Annotated in this window: 20 protein-coding genes; 8 read left to right on the top strand and 12 right to left on the bottom strand. The window is 39.3% G+C overall.

Features of this window, described 5'->3' with window-relative positions:
* Positions 1-83: 83 nt before the first annotated feature.
* The 5 genes from ACEVFT_RS03870 to ACEVFT_RS03850 all read right to left on the bottom strand — a co-directional run bounded on the left by ACEVFT_RS03870 (position 84) and on the right by ACEVFT_RS03850 (position 2,975).
* On the bottom strand, positions 84-410 hold the full coding sequence (locus ACEVFT_RS03870) for a DUF3889 domain-containing protein (RefSeq protein WP_393948202.1): 327 nt from the start codon (positions 408-410) through the stop codon (positions 84-86).
* A gap of 83 nt (positions 411-493) precedes the next feature.
* The gene (locus ACEVFT_RS03865; RefSeq protein ID WP_004269370.1) at positions 494-625 is read right to left on the bottom strand and encodes a hypothetical protein; all 132 of its coding nucleotides are present in this window, start codon (positions 623-625) and stop codon (positions 494-496) included.
* Between the two features lie 14 nt (positions 626-639).
* A complete protein-coding gene (locus ACEVFT_RS03860; RefSeq protein WP_004269369.1) occupies positions 640-864 on the bottom strand; it encodes a hypothetical protein in 225 nt (74 codons plus the stop codon).
* Between the two features lie 126 nt (positions 865-990).
* Entirely contained in the window at positions 991-1,827 is an 837-nt protein-coding gene (gene coaW, locus ACEVFT_RS03855; protein ID WP_393948200.1) for a type II pantothenate kinase, read from the bottom strand.
* Positions 1,828-2,240: 413 nt separating this feature from the next.
* Complete coding sequence (locus ACEVFT_RS03850; protein ID WP_205442568.1) at positions 2,241-2,975, bottom strand: SDR family NAD(P)-dependent oxidoreductase; 735 nt, start codon at positions 2,973-2,975, stop codon at positions 2,241-2,243.
* A 213-nt stretch (positions 2,976-3,188) separates the two neighbouring features.
* On the opposite strand from ACEVFT_RS03850, the gene ACEVFT_RS03845 reads away from it, so the two are divergent.
* The gene (locus tag ACEVFT_RS03845; RefSeq protein ID WP_393948198.1) at positions 3,189-4,010 is read left to right on the top strand and encodes a squalene/phytoene synthase family protein; all 822 of its coding nucleotides are present in this window, start codon (positions 3,189-3,191) and stop codon (positions 4,008-4,010) included.
* Positions 4,011-4,051: 41 nt separating this feature from the next.
* On the opposite strand, the gene ACEVFT_RS03840 is transcribed toward ACEVFT_RS03845, so the two are convergent.
* The gene (locus tag ACEVFT_RS03840; RefSeq protein ID WP_205442566.1) at positions 4,052-4,540 is read right to left on the bottom strand and encodes a metal-dependent hydrolase; all 489 of its coding nucleotides are present in this window, start codon (positions 4,538-4,540) and stop codon (positions 4,052-4,054) included.
* A 159-nt stretch (positions 4,541-4,699) separates the two neighbouring features.
* On the opposite strand from ACEVFT_RS03840, the gene ACEVFT_RS03835 reads away from it, so the two are divergent.
* A complete protein-coding gene (locus tag ACEVFT_RS03835; RefSeq protein WP_393948196.1) occupies positions 4,700-5,932 on the top strand; it encodes a ferredoxin reductase family protein in 1,233 nt (410 codons plus the stop codon).
* A gap of 37 nt (positions 5,933-5,969) precedes the next feature.
* Here ACEVFT_RS03835 and ACEVFT_RS03830 read toward each other — a convergent pair whose 3' ends face one another.
* Positions 5,970-8,000, bottom strand: a complete 2,031-nt coding sequence (locus ACEVFT_RS03830; protein WP_393948194.1) for a methyl-accepting chemotaxis protein — start codon at positions 7,998-8,000, stop codon at positions 5,970-5,972.
* A 193-nt stretch (positions 8,001-8,193) separates the two neighbouring features.
* On the opposite strand from ACEVFT_RS03830, the gene ACEVFT_RS03825 reads away from it, so the two are divergent.
* Positions 8,194-8,820 (top strand): nitroreductase family protein, encoded by a 627-nt coding sequence (locus ACEVFT_RS03825; RefSeq protein ID WP_393948192.1) that lies wholly within the window; start codon positions 8,194-8,196, stop codon positions 8,818-8,820.
* Positions 8,821-9,172: 352 nt separating this feature from the next.
* Positions 9,173-9,670 carry a hypothetical protein gene (locus ACEVFT_RS03820; RefSeq protein WP_205442560.1) on the top strand — a complete coding sequence of 166 codons (498 nt, stop codon included), beginning with the start codon at positions 9,173-9,175 and terminating at the stop codon, positions 9,668-9,670.
* 28 nt (positions 9,671-9,698) lie between these two features.
* Here the strand turns inward: ACEVFT_RS03820 and ACEVFT_RS03815 are convergent, their stop codons facing one another.
* Positions 9,699-10,754, bottom strand: coding sequence for a DUF1835 domain-containing protein (locus ACEVFT_RS03815; RefSeq protein WP_393948190.1), 1,056 nt, complete (start codon positions 10,752-10,754; stop codon positions 9,699-9,701).
* 141 nt (positions 10,755-10,895) lie between these two features.
* Here ACEVFT_RS03815 and ACEVFT_RS03810 point away from each other — a divergent pair, with 141 nt between their 5' ends.
* Positions 10,896-12,065 carry a pyridoxal-phosphate-dependent aminotransferase family protein gene (locus ACEVFT_RS03810; RefSeq protein ID WP_393948189.1) on the top strand — a complete coding sequence of 390 codons (1,170 nt, stop codon included), beginning with the start codon at positions 10,896-10,898 and terminating at the stop codon, positions 12,063-12,065.
* Between the two features lie 1,160 nt (positions 12,066-13,225).
* Here the strand turns inward: ACEVFT_RS03810 and ACEVFT_RS03805 are convergent.
* Positions 13,226-14,554 carry a D-serine ammonia-lyase gene (locus ACEVFT_RS03805; protein ID WP_393948187.1) on the bottom strand — a complete coding sequence of 443 codons (1,329 nt, stop codon included), beginning with the start codon at positions 14,552-14,554 and terminating at the stop codon, positions 13,226-13,228.
* Positions 14,544-15,017, bottom strand: coding sequence for a YaiI/YqxD family protein (locus ACEVFT_RS03800; RefSeq protein WP_089935008.1), 474 nt, complete (start codon positions 15,015-15,017; stop codon positions 14,544-14,546). The genes ACEVFT_RS03805 and ACEVFT_RS03800 overlap by 11 nt, the downstream gene beginning before the upstream one ends.
* Positions 15,018-15,192: 175 nt before the next feature.
* On the opposite strand from ACEVFT_RS03800, the gene gdhA reads away from it, so the two are divergent.
* The 3 genes from gdhA to ACEVFT_RS03785 all read left to right on the top strand — a co-directional run bounded on the left by gdhA (position 15,193) and on the right by ACEVFT_RS03785 (position 18,268).
* Positions 15,193-16,566 (top strand): NADP-specific glutamate dehydrogenase, encoded by a 1,374-nt coding sequence (gene gdhA / locus ACEVFT_RS03795; protein WP_393948186.1) that lies wholly within the window; start codon positions 15,193-15,195, stop codon positions 16,564-16,566.
* 215 nt (positions 16,567-16,781) lie between these two features.
* A complete protein-coding gene (locus tag ACEVFT_RS03790) occupies positions 16,782-17,468 on the top strand; it encodes a phosphoribosylaminoimidazolesuccinocarboxamide synthase (protein ID WP_342443139.1) in 687 nt (228 codons plus the stop codon).
* Between the two features lie 146 nt (positions 17,469-17,614).
* On the top strand, positions 17,615-18,268 hold the full coding sequence (locus ACEVFT_RS03785; RefSeq protein WP_205442553.1) for a Yip1 family protein: 654 nt from the start codon (positions 17,615-17,617) through the stop codon (positions 18,266-18,268).
* An 86-nt stretch (positions 18,269-18,354) separates the two neighbouring features.
* Here ACEVFT_RS03785 and ACEVFT_RS03780 read toward each other — a convergent pair whose 3' ends face one another.
* Both ACEVFT_RS03780 and ACEVFT_RS03775 read right to left on the bottom strand, forming a co-directional pair.
* Positions 18,355-19,437: a methyl-accepting chemotaxis protein gene (locus tag ACEVFT_RS03780; protein ID WP_393948185.1), complete on the bottom strand. Its 1,083-nt coding sequence runs from the start codon at positions 19,435-19,437 to the stop codon at positions 18,355-18,357.
* The gene (locus ACEVFT_RS03775; protein WP_393948183.1) at positions 19,334-20,101 is read right to left on the bottom strand and encodes a cache domain-containing protein; all 768 of its coding nucleotides are present in this window, start codon (positions 20,099-20,101) and stop codon (positions 19,334-19,336) included. Before ACEVFT_RS03775 ends, ACEVFT_RS03780 begins: the two co-directional genes overlap by 104 nt.
* Between the last annotated feature and the right edge of the window lie 162 nt (positions 20,102-20,263).

The raw sequence follows: 20,263 nt of genomic DNA, 5'->3' as shown, positions 1-20,263 counted from the left end.
CCTTGCCAAGTTGCTATTTCTGCCGTTGACATCCTCTTTTTTCAGCAACATGACAAGGATGCCCTATTGTAGGCATCCTTGTTTTATGAAGTACTTTCTTGAAATTCAATTTTCTCTACTTCTTGTGTTGTGGTTTGATAGCTGATTCTGACATAAACACCAAATTCCTTATCAGGCTGCTTAAGCCAAAGCTTAAACTTCTCAATAGTTGATGTTCCATGTACTTCCTTGCCTTCATGCAAATAATCCACAATCTTCGCAGTAGGATATTTTGCCTTTACCTCTTTGATAGCCATCTGTCCCCATTTTGCATAAGCAGGTGTTTCTTGTTGTGCATTTGCGACCATTGGTGTTTGTATAAACACAGCAAGACAAACAAAAAGAAGTCCAAGTAAATAAAATTTTCCCACTTGAATCACTCCCTTTTTGACTGTATAAAGAAGCACATACGGTAAAAAATAAGAGCTCCAAAAAGTTTTGGAGCAGCTTGTCTTTATTGCTTTGGCTGTTGAGGATTATTATGAATGACTTGGTTAAACTCTGCTGAGTACTCCTCACGATCATTCTTTTTATGTGTATCTTCCTTCTTTTTCTTTTTAAAGCTTGTTTTCCTCTTTTTCGCCATGATTTGTACCTCCACTATTTCGTTTTATTAGATTGCTGGTTTTTATCATGATTTGTTTTATTATTTTTATTTTTAGCTTTCGCATCAAATTCTGCTGCGAACTCTTCGTTCAAGTTGTCATTCGGGTTGTTATTATTGCTATTACTTCGATCAAGATCTTTGCTTTTGTAAGTACCAAAAGGATTATGTGTTCGCATATTCATGGTTTTACTGTTGTTCCGATTATTACGTTTGCCCACGTAACTTCACCTCCTGCACATAATTTGTTCAAATAGAGGCGTTACTATGTAGGTAATTTTCTTCGCTATTTGTAAAAAAAATGAACATGACTAATCTGCATTAGTCATGTTCATTCTTATCTGTCTCTAGACAATTGTATATTCTGTAATGTTGAGCAATGCTCCGACAGCGCCTGAAAAGCCATGATCGTTTATAAAGACAGGTGTATGCTTCTTCGTGCGTGTATAATTTGCAATTACACGGGCAAGATGAGCATTATTGCTGAGAGTTGATCCAATATAGACAATATGCTGAGCCTTTTTTTCTTCCGCATATTGAATGCTAAGTGTTGTGATGACTTCGCCTACTAGTCCCTGAACCGTCGCAATAATATCCTCGGCCGGATGTTTGATGGACTTTGTAATGCCTACTTTCCCAAAATTACTCGCAGTTAAATGACCATCAATCGGTGTATCCATGCCCTGATAAATGTCCTTAACCAATAAATCAATACTCTCACGATGGCCATTGTCAGCCATTTCTCGTAGCTCATTGTAATCGGTAATGCCTGTTGTAAGCGCTGACAATCCAATTAATGTCCCACCACCAACGCCTGTTCCGCCAACGCGAATATGGGTATTGCCCTCCATATAATGAATGGAAGTGCCTGTCCCAATATTGGTGATCATACTACGCTCAAAAAAGTAGCCCTCTTTATTTAATAAAAATCGGACACCCTTTAATGTTGCTTCAAATTCCACTATATAATGAATCGATTTCATTGTTTTAATGACATCAAGTAATTGCTCTGTACGTCCCCCCGTAACACCAATATCCTCAATATCTGGATGATCAATAATCCATTTTTTTACAGATTGCAAATCATTAGACGGAAAGGTTGTTAAAATAAGCTCATTGTGTTGATCTAAATAAGCAACCTTTGTCAATGTGCCGCCTGCATCAATACCTATAGCCTTTGGCATACAATTCTCCTTTGTTTTTATTACGTAACTTCCTCATACAATGATTGCAGTTTACGCGATGATTAAGGCAACTAATAAAGTACATGCCCTCTTTGGTACTAAGGATTTTGCAAGGAGTTTTGTGTGCCAAAATCCTGACCAATTAATTTGTTCGTACAAAAGCTAAACGCTCAGTACAATCCCCCAAATTGTGTAATGACATTTTCGCCCTTTCTAAACTTTAACGCTGTTGAAATGATTGTGCAATAACTTCGTAAACTTTCATGAAAAAATCACGAAAAATATCAAATTTTTTCTAATCGATAGCTGAATTTTAATGCATTTCGAAAGCTTTATCATCATTTTACTAAAAAAACAAAAAAAGTGAAAATGCACTGCTTGAACAGGCATTTTCACTTTCCTATAGCGATTAATTAGCGTGCTGAATAGCCACCGTCAATGACAAGCTCAGCACCTGTAATATAAGAAGCTTCATCTGATGCTAAAAATAAAATAGCATTTGCTACTTCCTCTGGTTGGCCAAGGCGACCCATTGGTGTTGCTCTTACTAACATATCCATTGCTTCTTTTGCTTCTGATAATTTAGCTGTCATGGGTGTTTCAATGACACCAGGGAATACTGTATTAACACGAACATTGAAAGCACCAAGCTCTGATGCCGCTGCACGAGCAATCGCACGTAAAGACCCTTTAGAGGCTGTATAGGCATTAAAGCCTGCGCCAATAATCGCTGTGTAAGAGGATGTATTAACAATAGAGCCTTTCCCAGCTTCTTTCATATAGTTAGACGCATGTTTAATGCCTAGGAATGGACCAAAAGCATTGATATTATGCATGATTGACCAGTCCGCTTGTGTAATTTGATCTGGTCCTTTTTCGGATGAAATACCAGCATTGTTAATTAAAATATCAATGCGACCATATTTCTCGACAATGGCTTTCGTCACTTCTGCCCAGTTTTCGTCAGAGGAAACATCTAATTTCATGCCCTCTACATTGTCTAGCTCTGAGATTTTTGCTAGGTTCTCTTCATTAATATCAGCCGCAATTACCGTAGCACCCTCTTGCGCAAACAATTTCGCCATTGCTGCACCCATACCAGATGCGCCACCAGTAATCATCGCAATTTTATTATCTAAACGTCCCATTTTCTAAACTTCCTCTCTTCTGAAATGTGGTTTAACCTATACTTTCGTCCACAATAAAAGTATAGGTTTAAATAGTTTACAATTAAACTATATCATTCTCAGGAAACGTTTTCAAAGAATATCTCTCTAAATATGAACAATCTGTTTTATCTTTCCCTATTTTTACGATACGATATACTATAGATGTGGAACCATTTGAACGGAGGAATACAAGTGAACGAGCAAAAAAGACTTTACAAAGAAGCGATGCAGGTTTTGAAAGATACAAGCCGCACGTTTTATATACCGATTACTTTTTTAAAAAATGATTTAAAGGTGTCGGTGGCTGCTGCGTATTTAGCTATGCGTGCCATTGATGAAATTGAAGACCATGAAGAGCTTTCTAATGATGTGAAATTTGATTTGCTGTCAGCAACGAGCGAATTATTAAAGGACACTTTTAATGAAGAAGCCTATCAAGCATTACTCGCACCTTATGCAGACCAATTACCTGAAGTATCTCTTCGTTTAGCAGATTGGCTGACATTTTGCCCTGAGGAATCCAGAAAAATTGTGCAGGCTTCCACAAGTGAAATGGCTTTTGGTATGGCAAAATGGGCAAAGGCCAATTGGCAGGTCCACACACGTGAGGATTTAGATGATTATACATACTACGTGGCTGGGCTTGTTGGAACGATGCTGTCTGAGCTTTGGGCATGGGGTGCAGGCGTTCAAACCGATCGCGAGCTAGCAATTGGCTACGGTCGCGGATTACAGGCTGTCAACATCTTACGAAATCAGCATGAGGATTTAGATGAACGTGGTGTAAGTTTCGTACCTGACGGGTGGACACGCGAGGATTTATTTGCTTATGCAGAAGAAAATTTAGCTAAAGCAGATCTGTATATGAAGGATATCAATAAACGTACTATTCTGCTGTTCTGCCGCCTACCACTTGCCTTAGCCCACAAAACACTAAAGGCAATGCAGGAAGGACGAGAAAAAATGTCTCGTGCCGAGGTTGAGCAGACTGTTGAAGAGGTACAGGCCGACTGACATCAAAAGCCCCAGTAAACGCATACTGGGGCTTGTCTTATTTATATTGCCTCAATAAATCTTACAATCAATTCATAGCTCAAATAGATGGATAGCATTGATAACAACATCAGTACAACCCCTTCCACCTTGCTACCTGTTTTCGTTGTAAGCGGAAAACGAATAGAGACAGATGCGGGGAAAAACAATTTGACCCCTTTTTTTGTACACATATCAAGTACGATATGGCTAGCCATTCCGATAATAATTCCAATAGATATCGCTCGATAAGGAATCAACATATGTAATAACACCATCATGCTTATTAAAAACAACAAACTATGTGTAAAGGAACGATGTCCAAATATCGTATTCACTAGCTTTGCGATGAGGGGAAATGTACGACCTATTTTACTGCCTCTATGACAAATATCTGGAAGTAATGCACCGATAACCCCTGCACCTACTAAGACCAGTGGGTTATCATTTGAAAACTGTGCAAAGGCAAGACTTGCTGTAATGCCCCCAACGATATGGGTATTCCCTTGCATAAATTACTTCCACTCCTTCTCTCTCTTATATTTTCTTTCTTAATGTAACATAATTCGACACGGAAGGGAACATACATTCCGAACGTACGCTCGAAACTTTTTATTCTATATTTGTATAGCTAGAGAAAATATGGATAAACATAGAGGTGGAGGTTAGATATGAGAGCTTATAAAGGAATACTTTTTATTTTATTCATTATGTGCGGTAGTGCTTTACTTTGGTATTTTGCCAAACCTATGGCACCCATCCATCCGTTGAACACACTAAGTCATGTCATTGGAGGCTTAGCCACGACTAGTTTATTCCTTGTATTCTTATTAGCTACAAGAAGTAAAATTTTGGAGCGTTGGTTCTATGGTCTTGAGCGAATCTATTTTTATCATAAATTACTAGCTATCCTTTCACTTGGATTGATTCTTATCCACGGGCAATTACAAAAAATGGTTCCTGATGAGGAGCTAACACATCGAACGTCACTCAATGAATTCGCTAAAGAACTTGGCGAGCTTGCCCAATACGGCTTTATCATCCTAATTGTTCTTGCCTTTATTGCAAAATTCCTGAAGTATGAGCATTGGCGTTGGCTCCATCGCTTATTACTTGTGCCCTATGCATTCGGTATTTATCATGCTTATTTTTCTAGCCACTATGATTTATTACAGCCCTCAGCTTTAGGTATTTTTACAGCACTCACAACTACAATTGGATGTATGTCTGCCCTTTATATGCTGACAATGTATCAGGATATGTTCTTTCCCTATAAAGGTCATATTTCATCCATTCAAAAGCTGAAACCCAATGTAATGGAAGTTGAGCTGACGCTGGCGAAAAGGCTTGATTATCGGCCAGGACAATTTCTCTTTCTGAAAATCTTTCAAGAAGGCATCGAAAAAGCACCGCATCCCTTCTCTATTTCTGGGGGTCATGGGCAACAAATCAATATTACGATGAAAGCTGTTGGAGATTATACCAAACAGGTCTACAACCTTATTCAAATCCACACAGAGGTGGCTGTAGATGGTCCATATGGTCATTTTGATTTCGACAAAGGGCATGAGCAGCAGCTATGGATTGCTGGTGGTATGGGCATCACACCATTTCTTGCCTATTTACACACGAAGCCTAATAAGAAAATTGACTTATATTATTCCTTTCACGGGCAAGACAATGCCATCTACAAAGATTTTTTACAGGATTATGCGCAAGCAAACGACCATTTTACAGTCACGTTGATCGATACAACGCAGCAGGACAGGCTCTCTGTTGATGCGTTATCCATCCCTGCACAAACAAGTATTTTTATTTGTGGACCCAAAAAAATGATCAAGCATTTCAAATCGGCTGCACCTAAGAAAAATGTACAGTGGGAAGCCTTTTCTTTTAAATCCTAAAAAGGTGTACACCTCCATATAGATGTACACCTTAGCATTAAATAGTGAATTTAGTTGCTTCTTCTTGCAGATTTTGAGCAAGTTGTGCTAACTGCTCAGAGGCTACGGACATTTCATTCATGGTAGATGCCTGCTCCTCCGTGATGGCCGATACATTTAATGTATGATCATTCGTTGCAAGTGCCTGTTTGCTAATTGCTTGCACTTTTACGGTCACTTCATGCAGATTTTCAAAGGCATTCGATGTCGTTTTACTTGTCTTTTGCATCGTGTTTTGGAGTCCTTCAATTGCGCTGGCAATCGTATCGAAGGTCATGCCTGCTTGCTGGACAGAACCAATACCTTGATGGGCAATTTTTCGACTTTGCTCCATCATCACTACCGCTTCATTCATTTGTTCCTGAATCGTCTGCACGACCTTTGCAATATCTAACGAGGCACGGCTAGTTTGTTCAGCAAGTGCTTTGACCTCGCCTGCTACAACAGCAAAGCCTTTCCCTGCTTCGCCTGCTCGTGCCGCCTCAATGGCAGCATTAAGTGATAGTAAATTGGTTTGGTCGGTAATAGCCGAAATGAGCTGACTCATTTGCTCTATTTGAGTCGAATGCTCCTTCAAGCCATTCACTAGATTGGCACTGCTGTCTACCTGTGCATGAAGATGGACAATATCATCCACGAAAGCTTGTATTTTTTGTGAGCCTCCTGTAGCCAGTTCAGAAGTTGTTTGCGATTGTTGGACCGCTTCATGTAAATCGGCCATGGCGGTCTTCATATCCCCACCTAATTGTGTTGTTACACCTTCTAACTCCCCACTCACCTGTTGTTGTGAACTCGTATTTTCTGCCACCTCTTGCATAGAAATAGCTACTTCTGTGACAGTTTTATTGACCTCTTGCACACTTGCTGTTAATTCCTCCGCAGTAGAAGCAACTGTCTCCGTTTCAGCGACAATGCGCTGCATCATCGAACCTAATGCTTCCACAGAGTCATTATAATACTGCGCCATTTCACCAAATTCATCCTTTGTATGAACGGCCATTTGTTGCGTTAAATCACCTGTAGCAAGATAGCCTAAATGCGTATTCATCGTTTTCACTTCTCCACGGATATAACGAGCAAGGAAATAAATACTAATCGCGATAAGTACAATCAGAACGACACTGATCACGATTTGCTGCTGGAGCATGGCCTCTATTTCGCCGTAAAGCTCATTGGTTGGAACAAGTAATATCAACTTCCATGGCATATCCTGTAGTTGCTTAAATTGCAAGGTAAAATCTTTACCTTCAATCCCTGTATGTATCAGCTTTTGTTGCTCAGATAACTGTTCAACAGGTATGTTCAAATACTGCTGAATCGTTTCATTATTTACTTTTTTGACATCAGGATGCGTTAAAATTTTTCCATTTTCATCAATTAAAAATGCATAACCGCTCTCTCGAATTTTCACATCAGAAACGATGGTTTGAATTGAATCTAATACATAGTCTCCTGTAATGACGCCAATGGGAGTAGAATCCTTCACAATTTGTGTACCAAATGAAATAAACATTTCTCCTAAAGCTTCATCAAAATAAGGTGCTGTATGAACTACCTTATTAGATTGGATACTGTTACGATACCAATCTTGCTCATGAAAATGATAGGCAGGATCTTCATAAGCATCCGTAGAGACAATTTTTTCTTCTTCCTTATAGGCATACGGTCCAAAAATTTCACCCTTTGCCGCATCTTCCTCTAGCCATAATCCCATACCATACGTTTCCTTATTGAACGGCAATAGCTGTTGTACGTAGCGAATAAATTGTTCTCTGGTCATCATACTGTCAGCCGATTCTATTGTTGTCTTTGCACTATTTATAAGCTGAATGTGCGCATGCAGTTTACTCTCAACGGAGCCTGCAACGTCATCCGCTAGTATAGACATTTCATTTTCAATAGAGCTTTCAAGTTCATTGGATACGTTCAAATAGTTAAGGAAGGACATACCACCTAAAAAAACAGTGATGACAGGAATAAGCATTCCGATTTTTGCCATAATATTTAAATTTCCTAATAGCTTTTTCATTCACCTTCACTCCATATCTATTATTATTGCTCTATTTATTCTCTAGTATAAATGGATTACACCTACAAAAATATGTTTTTTTGTAACTTTTAAATCCTATATTCAAGACTCTTTAATTCGAGCAATTTACTTGGAAAATGAATTCATTTATCGTATAGTAAAAATCGCATCATACCATGAAGGAGACAAAATAATGACAGTGACAAAAAGTTCTTTAAATAAAATTATGCATGAGCGTAAATCCGTTCGTAAATACGATGAAAACTATAAAATTCCGCAACAACAATTAGAAGAATTACTTGTAGAAGCAACATCTGCTCCATCATCTAGTAACCTACAGCCTTGGCGCTTTTTAGTGATTCAAGATGAGGCGGTCAAAAAAGAGCTACGTGCTATTGCCAATAACCAAGAACAAGTAGAAACTTCCTCAGCGATTATTGCTGTTCTAGGTGATACAAAAATGTACGAAAATGCGGAAGCTGTCTTTACAAAGAACTTCGATCTGGGCTATATCAATGAGGCAACAAAAGATTTAATGATTAACAACTCGGTCAATCTATATTCTCAACTTCCACAAGAAGTATTAAAAAATATCGTTACATTTGACGCTGGGCTAATTTCCATGCAAATCATGCTGCTAGCAAAAGACATGGGCTACGATACAGTACCAATGGGTGGATTTAATAAAGAAGCTTTCGCTCAACGCTTTGAATTAGCTGATCATATCGTCCCAGTTATTTTAATTGCGATTGGTAAAGCTGCAGCACCTGCTTACAATTCTTCCCGTATTGAACTAGCGCATATTGCCAAATTCATTTAATACACGTGAAAATAGTCATCTTACGAAGTAGTTAAGATGGCTATTTTTATTTTTTGTGGCATGTCTTGCGCATCTATCATCATAGGATAGTAATGGTTTGCAAGTAGCAACTATCGAAATGAATAAAACGCAAAATGATTCTCGAAAACTAGCATAATAATGGTCCCAAGGATATTTTTTGCATTTTTATCATAAGCTACGCAAAAAATCATCATTAAAGACTTACACAACCGACTTTATTCTAGTACATTTGTGTGATTTCTACTAAATATTACATATAAATCGTTGTAGCTTAAACACTTGAGGATTGGTATGATTAGGAGGTATTTTCATATGAAGGGAGGTTTTTCTGATGAATTATGACTATAATGATTCTTATTATTACTCAGATTTAGATGCAGCCATGGGTGGTTTATTTTTTATCTTTATACTAGCCGCTCTTGCTATTGGTTTAATTGCCTACATTATTAGTGCACTTATTTATTTTATGACATCTAAAACAAATGGTTTTGGAGATGTAGCTTATATCGCTTGGATTCCCATTATTAATGTATACAGTCTCTTCCTGCTGACAGCTGGTGGGGATACTCGAGAAACAGTACGTGCAACAGCTCTAAAAAATACGCTTATTTATGCGGGCTTGATCATCGTTTCGTTTATCCCATTTATCGGTATTCTCGCTTCTTTAGGAGCAGCAGGCTTTACACTCTATTTCACGTATCGCCTATTCTACCGCTGGTGTGGCGAAACAGGTAAGGCTGTACTATACACAATCTTAATGGTTATAACAGGTGGATTGTTCTTTGCTATCTACGGCTTAATGCGTATGAACAGACCTTTCGTAGCTTAATTCCCTATTTTAAAACCTCTTTACGCCCTCAGGCTAAAGAGGTTTTTTGACGTATTCTCACAGAGTAATGGTGCATTGATTTAGGAATCCCTTTTAACCCAAAGACCCCGCTATATACTAAATAGCGAATTCTATATTCTAAAAAGAAGATATTTGGAGGAGCATCCATTCTTGTTAATAGCGCTGAAATGAATGTTCCAGTGTGAATAAAGTCGGTATCCCCTTGCTCCTCATGAAGTTGTCTGAGCGTTGACACAATCAATTTATCATAATCATGCTCTGGCACTGCTTGAATTTGCTGATGTAGCCATAGACGGCAAACATCCTTTGTCTGTGCTAAACTTTCCCACTGCTGTTGAAAAATCAGACGCTCTTTCGCAGACAGCTTCTTTTTTGCATACAGTTCTATATTCCAATGACGATTTATAGCATCTTGTTCGCCCGTATCAATCAGAACAACTTCATTTGTTTTATCACGTAATAGATAGAGGAGAAATCGTAGTCCACACTGCTCTTCTGCATTATGCCCATACCAAATGTAAATCGGCAGGTTGCTTGGAATATCCTGTATCTCTCTGATTGTGTTCATCAATTTGTTTAGATTTACAAAATCGTCCATTCCATCATTAATATTTTCCCTTAGCCACTCATCACGGAATGCCTGTCCCCTTTTTTCATCTAATTTCCATAATGGCCCGATCGACAAATCCTCAGGAAACCCGATAACATATTTCGGTGGAGCAAGTGCCACTCGTAAAGAGCCTGCTGCAGATTCCGAGCAAACGATATGTACCATTTGTGCTGAAGTCGTGGTCATGACCTGTTGTATATAATCATTAATAATCTCTACAAAATAATGGAGCTGTTCCTGCGCCACAAAAAAAGACCATCCCTGCTGAGGCGTACTTTGCTCATGATGAAACGCCGTAAATGATTCAGATGGCTGAAGCTCAAACCCCTGCCATTCCCCCTTCCTCATCACATCTGTGATTGTGATATACTCTAGCGCTTGAATTTTATATACCAGCACTTGGTTTGTGTCGTATAAGAAATAGATAAATGGATAATGCATGGATGTTTCCATTCGCACAGCCTCCTTTTTGAAAATTGTACCACAATGACAATCTCTTCCATCATTTTTCAAAAAAGTAGTTAGCTAGCACAATAAATATGCTATTATTATAGTTAGAAAATTTTGAATTTCTAACAAAGGGGATTGATGAATATGTATGAAAATATTTTAAGACATCCAGGGCCAACGCCGATTCCAAAAAAGGTTCAGCTTGCGATGAATCGGGATATTTTTAGTCATCGTAGTCAGGAATTTGTAGAATTATACCGAGAAACCATTGAATTAGTAAAGCCTGTTTTTGGTACCACACAGGATATCTTACTTTTACCATCTGGTGGGACAGCTGCACTTGAGGCTGCGGCAGTTAATACCGTTTCCGCTGGTGAAGAGGTTGTCGTCATCACGGTTGGAGCCTTTGGTGACTATTTCGTCTCCATCTGTGAGCAATATGGCTTCCATGTACATAAGCTGGAAAAGGAATGGGGACAAGCTTGCACAGCCGAAGAACTACGAGCTTTTTTACAGCCATTACAAAATATTAAAGCCGTTTTTGTTACGTACAATGAAACATCTACAGGCATTTTAAACCCAGTCGCTGAACTAGCACAGGTCATCCAAGAGGAAACAGATGCCCTCGTTATCGTAGATGGCGTAAGCTGTATTGGTGGCGCTCCTGCTGAAATGGATGCTTGGGGCATTGATATTCTCGTGACAGGCTCTCAAAAAGCGATGATGCTTCCACCTGGACTCTCCCTCGTTAGCGTTAGCGAAAGAGCTTGGAAAGTTATTGAAGAAAATCAAACACCTGCTTATTATTTAAATCTACAAAGCTATCGTAGCTGGGCGGAAAAGGGCATGACGCCTAATACCCCAGCAATCACACTGATTTATGGATTGCACGAAGTATGCAAGCTTATTGAACAAGAAGGTGGCTTTACTCAGACAGTTGCCCGCCATGAACTCATGAAAAACATGGTGCGCAATGCAATGAAAGCATTACGCATTGAGCTATTAACTGAGGATCAATACGCTTCTCCAACTATTACAGCAATTAAAACACCTCAGGGAATAGATCTTGGTGAATTTTTGACACACCTCAAGCAACACTATCATTTAGATTTTGCAGGCGGACTTGGTCATCTACAGGGTAAAATTTTCCGATTCGGCCATATGGGCTATTGCTTCCCAAGTGACATTTTACAAGCCGTTTCCCTACTGGAGGCTGCCCTACAAGACTTCTCCTATGATTTCGAGCCAGGAGCAGGCGTCCTTGCCGCACAAGAAGTATACTTAGCAGCACACCGCAAAGCACTACAACGTTAAAACACCAAAAACAGGCGGAGAAAATTCTCCGCCTGTTTTTAAAATGTATTTTAGCTATCTTGAAGTTGCGGTGAGCGTTTGTAGACGCTATCTGAGCGGGGTGGCTCATTTTTTGAGCGCTTTTGACACCTGTCTGAGCGGAGTGACTCACTTTTTGAGCGCTTTGGACTCCTACTTGAGCGGAGTGGCTCACTTTTTGAGCGCTTTTGTCTCCTGTCTGAGCGGGGCGTCTCACTTTTTGAGCGCTTTTGTCTCCTGTCTGAGCGGGGCATCTCACTTTTTGAGCGCTTTGGACTCCTACTTGAGCGGAGTGGCTCACTTTTTGAGCGCTTTTGTCTCCTGTCTGAGCGGGCTGACCCACTTTTTGAGCGCTTTTGTTTCCTGCTTGAGCGGGTCGTTACACTTTTTGAGCGCTTTTGTCTCCTACTTGAGCGGGCTGACCCACTTTTTGAGCGCTTTGGACACCTACTTGAGCGGAGTGGCTCACTTTTTGAGCGCTTTTATATCCTGTCTGAGCGGGTTTACATAATTTACGAGCGCTTCGACATTCTACTTAAGTGAATTCTCACTCTTGACTAACACTTGGCACCCTTCTTGAGTGGGTCTACACACTTCGCGAACGTTTTGGATTCCTGCTTGAGCGAGTTGACTCACTTCGCGAGCGCTTTTGTCCCCCTGCTTGAGCGGGCTGACCCACTTTTCGAGCACTTTTGTCACCTACTTGAGCGGGTCACACCACTTTTTGAGCGCTTCTGTCACCTATTTGAGCGGGTCACACCACTTTTTGAGCACTTTTGTCACCTACTTGAGCGGGCTGACTCACTTTTTGAGCGCTTCTGTCACCTACTTGAGCAGGTCGTTACACTTTTTGAGCACTTTTGTCACCTATTTGAGCGGGTCACACCACTTTTTGAGCGCTTCTGTCCCCTACTTGAGCGGGTCACACCACTTTTTGAGCGCTTCTGTCACCTACTTGAGCGGGTCACACCACTTTTTGAGCGCTTCTGTCACCTATTTGAGCGGGTCACACCACTTTTGTGAGCGCTTTTGACTCCTACTTGAGCAGGTCAACCTACTTGTTGAGCACTTTCCACCCCTGCTAGAGCAGAATAAAAATAACTCTGGTCACGCCGCCATCCAAACAAAGCATCCTACCGTCTTTAATTAAATTCCTTGGCCTTCGCTAAATAAGCAGCTCGCATTGTTGGAGGGACCATACTGCCGCCGGTTGCCCATACAAGATGTGTGGCTTGTGTTAGATAGTTTACTAATGCGTGTTTTTCTAGATAGGATTGACCTTGTTGCAGTAAGCGCATGGCTCCAAACATTCCTGCGTGAGCAGATGGTTCTAAAAATAATTCTTCACTTTCCATGGCTAACCCTAGGGATGTAAATAATTCTTCATCTGTCACCGTATAGCAACCACTTATATACGTCTCCATCACTTTTCCTACAAATTTGGAGGCGCGACCGACCGCTAGCCCATCCGCTTCTGTTTTATTATCAAGGCCAATATCCTCTACACTGATTGCATCATGTAAGCCTGTCATCAGCCCAATGGTCATACAAGGGGAGGCGACAGGTTCTGCAAAGAAAATATGCACATGTTCACCGTAAATTTCTTTTAATCCATAGGCAACACCACCTGGTCCGCCACCTACACCACATGGTAAATACACGAACAATGGATGTGCTTTATCCACTTTAATATTCGTCCTTTCTAGCTGTCCTTTTAAGCGCTTTGCGGCTACAGCATAGCCAGCAAATAAGTCCTTTGAATTTTCATCATCAATAAAATGACATTTTGAATCTTGCTCAGCTTCTTGTCGCCCCTGTTCAACGGCTACACTGTAATCGGCTTCGTATTCAATCACTGTGGCTCCTTTTTCTCGCAATAAGGCTTTTTTCCACTCCTTGGCATCACTCGACATATGTACGACGACATTAAAGCCGAGCTTCTTGCCCATAATGCCGATACTTAAACCTAGATTTCCTGTAGAGCCTACAGCAATCGTATATTGCTGGAAAAACAGCTGCCACTCCTCTGTTGCTAAAAGCGCATAATCATCCTCTTCTTTGAACCTTCCACTTGCCAGTGCTAGCCTTTCTGCGTGCTTTAATACCTCGTAAATCCCTCCACGTGCCTTGATGGAACCAGAGATGGGTAGAGCATGATCGCATTTTAAAAACAGTTGGCCAGGTATCGCCACACCATATGCTTGTTCAATAGCACCTTTCATTGTAGGAATCTCCTTGATGGTGGACTCAATCAAACCATCACTTTCTAAAAGCTCAGGAAATGCTACTTTTAAATAAGAAGAAAAACGTTGCAATGTTGCTTCTGCATCCTCCACTTCGGGCATAGTAAAGAGTGTTATTTCTGGATTTTTTACCCAATTCGTATTCTCCCACAATACAGTATCCTTATTTGCTAGATCTTTCAACTGCGGATATTGTTCAAATAGTTCGTGTTTCTGTTCATTTTTCACCTGTAGATTCCTCCATTTTATGGGCTAAAATTGCTCGTTCACAAATTTGTCGAAATTTCATTTCAAACGAAATATTGTTTTCTTGTGTTCTTTTTTTAGGTCCCTTTGTTCGTCCTCCTGCCCGCCTAATTTTTTGACCAACATGACGCATATCGAGCAAACGTTCGATATTTTCATCAGACATTTCTCGTCCATTTTGATCAATCGGATACCCCCCTCGTGCTAAAACCATGGCAGCTAATCCGTAATCCTGTGTAATGACAATATCGTGTTTTGAAAGCGCGTTCACTAGCGTAAAATCAACCGAATCTGGACCTTTGGGTACAATAATTGTTATTACATTATCACGTTCAACACGGTGGGATGTATCGCAAAACAAGATAGTTTCTATCTCAAACTCAGATGATATAGATAGCGCTAAATCCACGACTGGACAGGCATCAGCGTCTATTAGAACCTTCACAATAAGGCATCATTCCTTTCTCGTAATTAGATGAATAACTCAACCTTAAATTATTTCAATATAACATTTATACAACCTCTCTTGCTCAATTTTTCACAAACTCTTAAAGTATTTTATTGAATAGTTTGAAAAATAGATATACGATACACCTATCAACTAAATGGGGGTTTTATTTATGACAATCACAACTGTTAGCAATGAACAATTAGCAAAAGAATACGTAGATGGCGTATTTGAGCAACTTAAACAACAGAACAGTCATCAAGCGGAATTTTTACAAGCAGCTGAAGAAATTTTTATCTCATTAGTACCTGTATTCGCTCAGCATCCTGAATATATTAAGGCCAATATTTTATCTCGTATTGTAGAGCCAGATCGCATTATTTCTTTCCGTGTAGCTTGGCAAGATGATAACAATCAAGTGCAAGTGAATCGTGGCTATCGTGTGCAATACAGCAATGTCATGGGCCCTTACAAAGGCGGTCTTCGCTTCCATCCTTCCGTAAACGAATCCATCATTAAGTTCCTAGGCTTTGAGCAAATCTTTAAAAATGCTTTAACAGGGCAACCAATCGGTGGTGGTAAAGGTGGTTCAAACTTCGATCCGAAAGGTAAATCAGACTCAGAAATTATGCGTTTCTGCCAAGCATTCATGACTGAATTATACCGTCATATTGGTCCTAATGTCGATGTTCCTGCTGGTGATATTGGTGTAGGTGCTCGTGAAGTGGGTTATTTATGGGGTCAATATAAACGTTTAACAAAAGCAAATGAATCAGGCGTATTAACTGGTAAGACTCCTGGCTATGGCGGCTCTTTAGCACGTAAGGAAGCAACTGGTTACGGTACTGTTTACTTTGTTAATGAAATGCTAAAGGACGTAAACGATTCATTCGAAGGAAAAACAGTGGTCGTTTCTGGTTCTGGGAATGTATCGACGTATGCCATTGAAAAAGCGCAACAGTATGGTGCAAAAGTGGTTGCTTGCTCAGACTCTTCAGGCTATATCTATGACCCAGAGGGCTTAGATTTAGATGCCATCAAAGAAATTAAAGAAGTAAAAGGTGACCGTATCTCAACTTACGTTAATTACCGACCAAATGCTACTTTTACAGAAGGTTGTACAGGTATTTGGACAATTCCTTGTGACATTGCCCTACCATGTGCTACGCAAAATGAAATTAACGGTGAGTCAGCTCGTACATTAATTTCGAATGGTGTGAAAGCAATTGGTGAAGGTGCAAATATGCCATCAGACCTTGAAGCGATTAATGAATTCCTAGATGCAGGCGTATTATTTGGTCCAGCGAAAGCCGCGAATGCTGGTGGAGTTGCGGTATCTGCTCTTGAAATGGCACAAGATTCTAGCCGCGTATTTTGGTCATTTGAAGAAGTAGATGCGAAACTTCATCAAATTATGAAAAATATTTATACAGACAGCAAAGCAGCAGCAGAAAAATATGGCTTCCCAGGAAACCTAGTAGTTGGTGCAAACATCGCTGGCTTTATCAAAGTGGCAGATGGAATGCTTACTGAAGGTGTCTATTAATAACATTCTATTTTCATTGTTTCCTAGGATTTGAATTCGGAATATTCTTAATTTCAATCAAGGTGGTAACGAACATTCGTTATCACCTTGATTTTTATTTGCAATTTCGTTATAAAACATATAAATAAACGCTTAAAACGAACATTTTTATTATTAAATATTTAAAACATTCGTGTTATAATTTTAGAGTACTATGAAATATTGGAGGTTTTTTTGTGGAATTATTGTATACAGGTAAAACAAAAAATGTGTTCAAATTAGAAGACGGCCATTATTTATTAAAATTTAAAGACGATGTTACGGGAGAAAACGGCGTGTTTGACCCAGGTGCAAATACTGTTGGTTTAACGATCGATGGTGCTGGCTTAGCTGGTTTACGCTTAACTTCTTATTTTTACGCAAAATTAAACGAACAAGGTGTTCCTACACACTTTGTAGATGCTAACTTTGAAGATGCAACGATGACAGTAAAACCGGCAACAGTTTTCGGGAAAGGTTTAGAGGTTATTTGCCGCTTCAAGGCAGTTGGTTCATTCCTACGCCGCTATGGTGCCTATGTAAAGGAAGGACAAGACTTAGACTCCTTTGTAGAAGTAACAATTAAAGATGATGATCGTTTAGATCCTCCAATTTCTGAAGATGCTTTAGCGATGTTAAACCTGTTAACTCATGAAGAATATGCCATTTTAAAACAACGTACAATCGAAATTTCCAAATTCGTAGGGGCAGAGCTGGCTAAAAAGGGCTTAACGCTTTATGACATTAAATTAGAATTTGGCCGTGATGCGAAAACGAATGAAATTTTATTAATCGATGAAATTTCAGGCGGTAATATGCGTGCTTACAAAGGTGAGCAATATATCGAACCGTTAGAACTTGAAAAAATTATGTTAGCTGAATAATAGAATTATGCTTAAAAAGAGTCGACAAGTACGACTCTTTTTTTATGTGCAAGCTTATTTTTATTTTCCACGAAACTTTTCCTTCCTTCACTCGTATATTAACTATATGTAACAAGCAATTATTCTATTATTTTGGAGGTAGTTTGATGGAAAACTTGAATGAGACATCGAAAGAAGAGAGGTCAAAACTAAATCCATTTTTATCGGTTTGGCTGCATCCAAAGCAAACGACTCGTTATATGATTGATGAAAAATCTATTGGCTTTGCTATTTTGGTTTTGTCTATTGGTTATATTGGCTCCCTTATGTCTGGGTTAATTGATTCGGAATTATTTCCTGATTTTTCTCCATGGCTTTTAGTCTTATTATGTGTCGTTTTTGCTCCTATCGCGGGTATGATTGGAACAGCTATTTCTGCACTCATCTCATGGCTATTCGGGAAATTATTTAAAGGTACTGGAACATACTCGGACTTATTTAAAGGATTAACCTTAACAGCCGTTCCATATATTGTACTGGTTCCTCTTTATATTATTTGGTTAATGACTGCACCAGATTCATTATTGGATCCGAATTTCATGGGTACGTTGCCGTGGATTTTTTGGCTAACTATTTTAGTTAACATCGTTATTACAATCTGGTCTTTTGTTATTTCCGTTGGTGTAGTTGCTGAAGCACACCAGATTTCGAACTGGATGGCTTTCTTCACCATCTTTATTCCAGCCATTATTATATTCATCGTCTTATTTGTTCTTTTCTTTGTCATACTCATCGGTATTATTGGCGTTGGCATGGTCTAAAAAATCTTCCCTCTGAAATGAACTACACCCTCAATTATCTATCTGATCATTGAGGGTGTAGTATATCAAAGAGCGGGAGATTTTTTCTACAGTTTAAATTGGGCTATTAACCCTTTCAATTGTAAAGCTAATTCGGATAATTGCGCAGATTGTCCTGCCATATCCTCCATAGAGCTACTTGTCTCTTCCGTAGTAGCCGTTGTCTGCTCGACACCAGCAGCAGATTCCTCCGCTACAGCAGCAATTTCTTGAATAGAATTGTTCATTTTATTGCCATCCTCTGTTACCTTTGATAAATTTATTGAAATTAATTTAACACTTTCCACTACATCATTGACGGAATGACTAATCGTATTAAACGTTTCGCTAGTAGCTTTTATTTGATTTGTTCCTTCTTTGACCTCTTGATAACCATCCTCTAAAGAAGTTGTTACGACAGCAAAATCTTGCTGAATGTTCGTCACAATCGATGTAATGTCGTTAACTGAAAATGCCACTTGTTCTGCCAGCTTGCGTACTTCATCTGCTACCACTGCAAATCCTTTACCCTGCTCACCAGCTCTAGCCGCTTCAATTGCAGCATTCAAAGCTAGCAGGTTAGTTTGATCTGCTATATCTTTAATGACAACAACCAATTTTGAAATTTCCTGTGCTTGGGCGTCTAAATTTTTCACTTTCTGTACTGCATTTTGCACCATGCTATCAATCTTCACCATTTGAGAATTGGAGGATGTCATTAATTGATCGCCTTCTTTTGTTAACGTTAATACTTCCAAAGAAGATTGATGAATATGCGCACCATGTTGATTCGTCTCTTGCAAATCAACAGTAAAGCGTTCCATTAGAGACGTTAATTCATTCGAATGATGGGCTTGTCCTTCTTCACCTGATGCTAATTCATGCATCGTAATCGCCACTTGCTCCGCTCCCTTGTTTACTTCATTGGCAGATTGTGTCAGTTCTTTACTAGAAGTATTAATCAGATCAGAAGCTTGTGCAATATTATGAATCATATCCTTTAATTTCAATTGCATTTGATTCATTGCAGTTGCTAACTTGCCTATTTCATCCTTTGATCGGATGGATATGCTTTCTTGAGATAAATCCTTGTGCAAAAAGCTCCATAGCATGAGCCACACGGTTAATCGGTTTCGCCATACTACTTGCATATTGCCAAATCACAAATATCCCCACAATAACGGCAATAGCAATCACAAGGATTGTTAATTTTAAAATACTTTCTGCTGGTTTATTGAAATCAATTAAATAGGTACTTGCGCCAATGACCCAACCCCAATAAGGATCCGTTTCGGTATACACACCCTTTTCTTCTAGTTGGTTTGAATTGGGTAATGCCCATTTATAGCTTACAAAACCACCGCCGTCATTCCCAACAGCAATGATTTCCTGCATATACTTAAACCCGCTGTCATCTTGTTCATCCCAGACATTAGAGCCTTCGATGTTAGGGTGTGCAATGGAGTTTCCTTTTTGGTCAACGACAAATATATAGCCATTATCACCAAGCTTAATATCCTTATTAATTGGTCGCTTCCCTTCGCTATCCTTCTCACCTAAAATCGCAATCTTTACTTTTTCTTGCGCTTCCTCTAAGGATAGATTACCTGCCTCTACCTGTTGATTGAATTGTTCAATCATGGCAATGGTCATTTCAACACTGTTTCGTAAATTTTCTTTTCCTACTGTCTCTAAATTTGCTTTACTTTGTTGATAGCTTGAAAACCCAAGTATTATAAGGGGAATCAACAAAAGTAGCAAAGAGAAAGCAATCAGTTTCGCCTTAATGGATCGAAATTGAAATAATGATTTCATGTGCCCAACACCTCTTTTTATATAAACTTTAGGCCTGAGCTTTGCAATAAAAAGACAAAAATCAGGATTAATTATTACAAATTTAAAATATCAAACATTACATAATTCCTATTAATCTTATTACATAAAAATACAAACAACAACAACTTTCGAACAAATTCG

The organism is Lysinibacillus sp. PWR01 (assembly GCF_043359455.1).
GTDB lineage: Bacteria > Bacillota > Bacilli > Bacillales_A > Planococcaceae > Lysinibacillus > Lysinibacillus fusiformis_F.
The sequence above is the reverse complement of the archived record's forward strand: the minus strand, read 5'-3'. Positions and strand labels throughout refer to the sequence as shown.